This window comes from Kitasatospora sp. NPDC036755 (genome assembly GCF_040636595.1).
GTDB lineage: Bacteria > Actinomycetota > Actinomycetes > Streptomycetales > Streptomycetaceae > Kitasatospora.
The window spans coordinates 1-6,293 of record NZ_JBEZUT010000423.1; the positions used below are offsets into that span (position 1 = coordinate 1).

At 74.7% G+C, this 6,293-nt stretch carries 6 protein-coding genes; 3 read left to right on the forward strand and 3 right to left on the reverse strand.

What is annotated here, in order from left to right:
• From AB0E96_RS37000 to AB0E96_RS37010, 3 genes are all read left to right on the forward strand, one after another.
• The coding region (locus AB0E96_RS37000; RefSeq protein ID WP_359830562.1) for an SMC-Scp complex subunit ScpB at positions 1–454 on the forward strand (454 nt) is incomplete at its 5' end.
• Positions 455–516: 62 nt separating this feature from the next.
• Positions 517–1,806, forward strand: coding sequence for a pseudouridine synthase (locus AB0E96_RS37005; protein ID WP_359830564.1), 1,290 nt, complete (start codon positions 517–519; stop codon positions 1,804–1,806).
• A 343-nt stretch (positions 1,807–2,149) separates the two neighbouring features.
• A complete protein-coding gene (locus AB0E96_RS37010; protein ID WP_359830566.1) occupies positions 2,150–3,157 on the forward strand; it encodes a helix-turn-helix domain-containing protein in 1,008 nt (335 codons plus the stop codon).
• A 45-nt stretch (positions 3,158–3,202) separates the two neighbouring features.
• Here the strand turns inward: AB0E96_RS37010 and AB0E96_RS37015 are convergent, their stop codons facing one another.
• The 3 genes from AB0E96_RS37015 to AB0E96_RS37025 form a co-directional block, all read right to left on the reverse strand.
• Positions 3,203–3,565: a DUF952 domain-containing protein gene (locus AB0E96_RS37015; protein ID WP_359830569.1), complete on the reverse strand. Its 363-nt coding sequence runs from the start codon at positions 3,563–3,565 to the stop codon at positions 3,203–3,205.
• 140 nt (positions 3,566–3,705) lie between these two features.
• The gene (locus AB0E96_RS37020; RefSeq protein WP_359830571.1) at positions 3,706–5,253 is read right to left on the reverse strand and encodes a mucoidy inhibitor MuiA family protein; all 1,548 of its coding nucleotides are present in this window, start codon (positions 5,251–5,253) and stop codon (positions 3,706–3,708) included.
• A 3-nt stretch (positions 5,254–5,256) separates the two neighbouring features.
• Positions 5,257–6,132, reverse strand: a complete 876-nt coding sequence (locus AB0E96_RS37025; protein WP_359830574.1) for a DUF4139 domain-containing protein — start codon at positions 6,130–6,132, stop codon at positions 5,257–5,259.
• Between the last annotated feature and the right edge of the window lie 161 nt (positions 6,133–6,293).

Sequence of the window (6,293 nt, forward strand, 5' to 3'; positions counted from 1 at the left end):
CGACTACGGCATCGACGAGGGCTCCATCCTGGTCGACTGCCTCACCTTCACCCTGGCCACCGGTCAGGAGGAGTCCCGCCGGGACGGCATCGAGATGGAGACCCTGGCGGTGGTCGCCTACCGGCAGCCGGTGTCCAGATCACGGGTTTCCGCCGTCCGCGGTGTGAACTGTGACGGCGTGATGCGTACCCTGGTACAGCGAGGACTGGTGGAAGAGGCCGGATCCGAGCCCGAAACAGGTGCGATCCTGTATCGGACGACGAACTACTTCCTGGAACGGATGGGGCTCCGCGGCCTGGACGAGCTGCCGGAGCTCGCTCCCTTCCTGCCCGAGGTCGACGACGTGGAAGCGGAGTCCCTGGAGGGCACGATGATCGCGGAGGCGGTCGCCGCCGCTGCCGCGCAGGCCGCGGACGGCAGTGGCGAGGCCGGTCGGGCCGGGCCCGATCGGTAGGGGGCGGTGAGGTCGGCCGAAACGACCGCACATCCCAGACGGAACGACGTACGGACACTTTGATGCGTAGCAGTGGCAACGGCAGGAACAGCAGCGGCGGCGGGAGCGGTCGCGGCGGACAGGGCGGGGGCCGGGGCGGCAGCTCCTACGGCGGCGGCAGCGGCCGCGGCGGCTCGGGCTCGGGCTCGCGCGGGGGTTCGTACGGTGGCGGCAGCGGCCGCGGCGGCTCGAGTTCGGGTTCGCGCGGGGGTTCGTACGGCGGCGGCTCGGGCTCGGGTTCGCGCGGCGGCTCGTACGGCGGCGGCTCCTACGGCCGTGACGACCGGCGCGAGGGCCGTCGGGACGACCGGCGCGACGACCGCCGCTACCCGGACCGCCCGCTGCGGCCCGAGGAGCGCAAGTACGACCGCCCCGAGTACGGCGGCGGCCCCAACGCCACCCCGGCCCGCGGCGGCTACGCCGGCCGGCGCCCCGGCCCGGCCCCGCGCCCGCGCCGCGAGGGCCAGGGCGCCCCGGGCGACCCGCGCCGTCAGCCGCAGCGCTCCCGCGAGCTCCAGGCCAAGATCGAGGACGCCGTCCTCGCCCGGCACGACAAGCCGGCCGTCAAGCTGCCCAAGACCTTCGGCGAGCCCGAGGGCGAGCGTCTGCAGAAGGTGCTGGCCCGGGCCGGCATCGGCAGCCGCCGCGCCTGCGAGGAGCTGATCGAGCAGGGCCGGGTCGAGGTCAACGGCAAGCTGGTCACCGAGCAGGGCAAGCGGGTCGACCCGCAGAACGACGAGATCAAGGTGGACGGCCTGACCGTCGCCACCCAGTCCTACCTGTTCTTCGCGCTGAACAAGCCGGCCGGCGTGGTCTCCACCATGGAGGACCCGGACGGCCGCCAGTGCCTGGGCGACTACGTGACCAACCGGGAGACCCGGCTGTTCCACGTCGGCCGCCTGGACACCGAGACCGAGGGCATCATCCTGCTCACCAACCACGGCGAGCTGGCCCACCGCCTCACCCACCCGCGGTACGGCGTGACCAAGACCTACCTGGCCGCGATCCAGGGCCCGATCCCGCGCGACCTGGGCAAGCAGCTCGCCCAGGGCGTGGAGCTGGAGGACGGCTACGCCCGTGCCGACAGCTTCAAGGTCATCTCCAACGTCGGCAAGAACTACCTGGTCGAGGTGACCCTCCACGAGGGCCGCAAGCACATCGTCCGCCGGATGCTGGCCGAGGCCGGCTTCCCGGTCGAGAAGCTGGTGCGCACCCACTTCGGCCCGATCGCCCTGGGCGACCAGAAGTCGGGCTGGCTGCGCCGCCTGACCAACCCGGAGGTCGGCCAGCTGATGCGCGAGGTCGGCCTGTAGGCCCGCCCGCCCGTCCGTTTCGCCGGAGCCCCCGGCCGCACGCGCTGCGGCCGGGGGCTCCGGCGTTCCCGTGCTCCGGCGTTCCCGTGCTCCGGCGTTCCCGGCGCGTCCGGGCGCGTCCGGTGTGTGTCCGGGGGCTGGTGTCCACGTTTCGGACGGGTCGTGTGAGCCGGGACGCACCAGCTGGTCATGGCCTTGTCAGCGCCATGATCCGTGGCCGAGGATGGCCAGCGGAGCACCACCCGGCGGTGTGGCGGGACTGCGCCAGCGCGGGGCGCGCGGGTCGGGGCGGGAAGGGGCCGACGGGGCCCACGGGAACGGGCGAGCAGGGGGAGAGGGCGTCGTGTCCGATGCAGCACTGGGGCGGGCCGGCGGACAGGCCCTCGGCGCACTGGGACTGGCGGAGCCGGACGGGCAGGTCTACGCGGCACTGGTGGCCAGCCCGCAGTCCACGGCGGAGGAGCTGGCGGAGAGCTGCGGGCTGACGTTCCAGCAGAGCGTGCGCGCGCTGGACCGGTTGGCGCAGCAGGGCATGGCCACCCGGGCCCCGGTGGACCGGCACCGCTACCTGCCCGTCCCCCCGGACGTCGCGATCGGCACCCTGATCGGCCACCGGGAGTCGGAACTGCGCTACGCCCGGGCCGAGATGCACCGGCTGATGGACGCCTTCCGGGAGGCCTCTCGGTACACCGACCCGGCGCACTCGGTGGAGGTGCTGACCGGCGGGGAGGCGATCGCCCAGCGACTGGAGCACATCACCGAGACCAGCCAGTACCAGGTGCGCGGCTTCGACCGCCCGCCGTACATCCAGGACCCGGTGGCGCCCATGCCGCTGCAGCGGCGGCGGCTGCGCGAGGGCGTGAAGTTCCGCACGGTCTACGACCGGGAGGCGGTGGCCTGGCCGGGACGGCTGGAGAAGAACATCCTGGTCGGTGTCGTGGACGGCGAGGAGGCGCGGGTCCGGCCGACGCTGCCGATGAAGATGATCATCTCGGATGATCGGATGGCGATCATCCCGATCAGCGTCGGAGACAGCGTGCTGGACGCCGCGTACGTCATCCACCCCTCGGCGCTGCTCCAGGCGCTGGACACGCTGTTCGAGGCGGAGTGGGAGCGGGCCGTGCGCCTGCAGGCCGAGACCGGCACCGGGGACGCCGGGGCGGGGCCGGAGGCCGACCACCGCAAACTGCTGGGCCTGCTGGCGGCCGGGCTCACCGACGAGTCGATCGCCCGTTCGCTCGGCTGGAGCGCCCGGACCACCCAGCGCCGGCTCCAGAGCCTGATGCGCTCGCTGGGCGCCACCACCCGCTTCCAGGCCGGGATGGCGGCCCGGGAGCGGGGGTGGCTGTAGTCCGGAGCGGGGCGGCCGCGGGGAACGGCTCCCCGGCCGCGCCCGTCAGCTCCAGGGGCTGAGCGAGGCCCAGCGGCCGTCCGGCCCGCGCTCGACCTTCTCCAGGCCGACCACGGCGGTGCGGTTCAGCCGCCCGTAGACGTGCGGGAACAGGACGCCCGGCGTGGCCCCGGGCGGCGGGGCGCCGTGCGGGGCCTCCCACTTCACCATCGGCTCCACCAGCGACTCCTCGATCAGCAGCACCATCAGGGGGTCGGGGGTGTCGGCGAAGAAGGCGTTGGCCACCGCGAGTGCCGTCCGCTCGTCCGCCGAGCAGTGGATGAACCCGTCGGTCAGCAGTGACGCGGTGGCGTACGGGCGGCCGGGGTCGGCCAGCCAGTCGTCCAGGGGAGCAAGGTGGAGGATCATGTTTCCTTTTCTACCCGTTGTCTCCGGTTTGGTCCTGAGCGGCCGTCATCGGCACGGTGGTGTCCGCGGGCGGCTGCCAGGTGTCGGTGCTGCCAGGTGTCGGTGCGGCCGGAGTCGGTGCGGCCCGGAGTCGGCCCCGTTCAGAGCCCGGCCACCTTCGAGGAGGCGGACACCTCGTACACCAGGGTGAGGGTGCGCCGGGCGCCGGGGGCGAGCGGGACGTCCCAGCGGACGATGCCCTCGGCGTCGAAGGAGTCCGGCGCCGGGGAGCAGTCCTCCTTGCGCAGCCGCACCTCGACCGCCGACACCTCGGAGACCGGCACCCGCTCGCGCACCGTGACGATCCGGTCGTCGTGCTCCTCCGGGCCGGAGAAGCGGGACAGGTGCAGCCGGACCGTCCGGGTGGTGGTCTGGCGGCCGGTGAGACCGGCGGTGGCCTGGCGCTCCTCCGTCTCCCGGACCACCCGGTAGCCGTCCGAACTGCCGAAGGACAGCTCGGCCTCGGCCCCGGCCGCGGTGAAGCGCAGCTCGCCCCGGCCGGTGAAACCGCTGCCGCGGACCAGCTCGACCGGGCCGGACAGCAGCGGGTGCCCGGCCGCGTTGCGGAACCGGACCACCTGGGTGACCAGCGGGGACAGCTCCGGGGCGCTGGCGTACTCGCTGCCCGCCGGGCCGGTGAAGGCCCCCAGCGGCACCCGGTGCGCGCGGCCGTCGGAGGGCACGGTCGCGGGGGCGGGGGCGGGCAGCACCCGGACCTCGCCGCCGTCGTCCACACCCGGCACCCGGGAGGCCGGGCCCAGGGTGGCGACCGCCTCCTCGCGCAGCTCGACCTCCACCGTGCGGCGCTCCTCGTCGGTGCGCTCGCGCAGCACCAGCACGTCCTCGGCGACCGCGGGCGGCGCGGTGGCGAGGGCGGACCGGGCGGTGGAGAAGGTGAGACGGGCGTTCGTCCAGTCCTCGCCGGTGCGCTGCCAGACCACCGCCTCCGATTCCAGGCGCAGCTCGCCGCCGTCCAGGGTCGCCCGGTAGGAGGGCCGCCACAGCGCGCAGGGCACCAGGTGGGACACCGTCAGCTCGGCGGGGCCGGAGCGCGCCGCCTCCACGGTGAGCTCCAGGTGGGCGGTCAGCTCCGCCGGTTCCTCCTCGGCCTCGTCCAGGGCGATCAGGGCCTGTGAGCGTTCCTCCTCCAGCCGGCGCAGCCGGGAGTGGGTGGCGCGCAGCTCCTCGCCGTAGCGCTCGCGCTCGGCGTCCACCCGGCCCAGCTCCCGCGCCCAGCGGTTGGGTTCGAGCTCGCCGAGGCCGGCGCCCTCGCCGATCTCGCGCAGCAGGTCGGCGGAGAGCTGGGCGAGCAGCGCCAGCCGGGCCTCCAGCCGCCCCCGGGTCTGGTCGGCCAGCCGGCTCTCGGCGTCCAGCCGGTGCAGCCGGTGGCGCAGTTCGGAGTCCTCCGGGCCGGGCGGCAACGGGGCGCGCGGGGACCAGCCGCGCACCAGCCGGGAGTCCAGCACCCGGACGCCGGCGGTGGCGGACTCGGCGCGCAGGGTGCGGTCGACGGCCAGGGCGGTGAGCGGGCCCAGGCGCAGCCGCTGCACGCCCGCGGCGAGCCCGACCGTCGTGGTGCGCTCGACCTGGCCGCGGTCCTCCAGGCAGGTCACGGCGGTGACGGGCAGGGGAATCGTTTCGACGGTCATCGCTCAGTTCCTCCGGTTTCCGCCGACGATGGCCTTTCCGGCCGGGATCTTGATCAGGTAGCCGCCGTCCAGCTCGGCGCGTCCGCCGGGCGGCAGGTCGACCCGCCAGAGCCGGGTGCTGGGCGGGCAGTCCGGCGTGGAGACGGCCGGGGCGTGCCAGTCGGCCTGCTCGTCGATCCGGATCTCGGCGTCGGAGGCGACCGGCACCCGTTCGCGGACCTCCACCGTGACGGCGCGTCCGAGCCGGTTCGCCAGCTGGACGTGCACCCGGTGGTCGAGGACGGTGCTGTTGCCCTTCAGCATGCCCGTGGTGGACTCGCGCAGCTCGGTGCGGCGCGCCACCTCGACGCTCTCGGCGACACCGATGCCCAGCCGCCGCTCGCCGCCGGGCGCCAGGGTGGGCAGGGCGGCGGTGAGCAGGAACCCGCCGTCCACAGTGACCTCGACCGGGCCGGCCAGGACGGCCTGGTCGGTGCGGTTGGCGAGCACCAGGGTCGCGTACACCTTCTCCTCGACGGCGGGGACGGTGACGTACTCCGGGCGGACGGCGAGCGGGATCTCGCCGACGGTCACGGTGTGCCAGGTGCCGTCGGACGGGATGTCGGCGGGGGCGGCGGCGTCGAAACGGTGGTCGAAGGAGCCGGCCGACTCGCGGGGCGGGACGGCGTGCCGGGGCGGCGTGAGGTCGCGGAGCCGGGCGGAGTCGCTGCCGGGCGGGGTCCAGAGGGCTTCCGGGGCGTCCTGTGCGTCTTGTACGGTTCGTGTGTCTCGTGCGTTTTGTGCGTCTCGTGCGTCTTGTGCGAGGCGCGGGTGCAGGGTGCCGCGCCGGGCGGCGGGCTCGTCGGGGCCCGCCAGGACGAGGTCCGGGTAGTCGAGCAGGGCGGCGTCCGGGGCGAGGCCGGGCGGAGGGGGCGGGGCGAGGCGGGCGGAGCGACCTCGTCAACGCCTACGGCGCCTTCGGCAGCGTCAACCGGCTCCGCCAGGAGGTGGTGGTCGAGGGCACCGACGAGGCGGTGCTCACCCCGCACACCGTCTGGCGC

Coding starts and splice junctions, on each gene's coding strand:
- AB0E96_RS37020 (WP_359830571.1), bottom strand. CDS start 5,253: ATGACCGTCGAAACGATTCCCCTGCCCGTCACCGCCGTGACCTGCCTG.
- AB0E96_RS37015 (WP_359830569.1), bottom strand. CDS start 3,565: ATGATCCTCCACCTTGCTCCCCTGGACGACTGGCTGGCCGACCCCGGC.
- AB0E96_RS37005 (WP_359830564.1), top strand. CDS start 517: ATGCGTAGCAGTGGCAACGGCAGGAACAGCAGCGGCGGCGGGAGCGGT.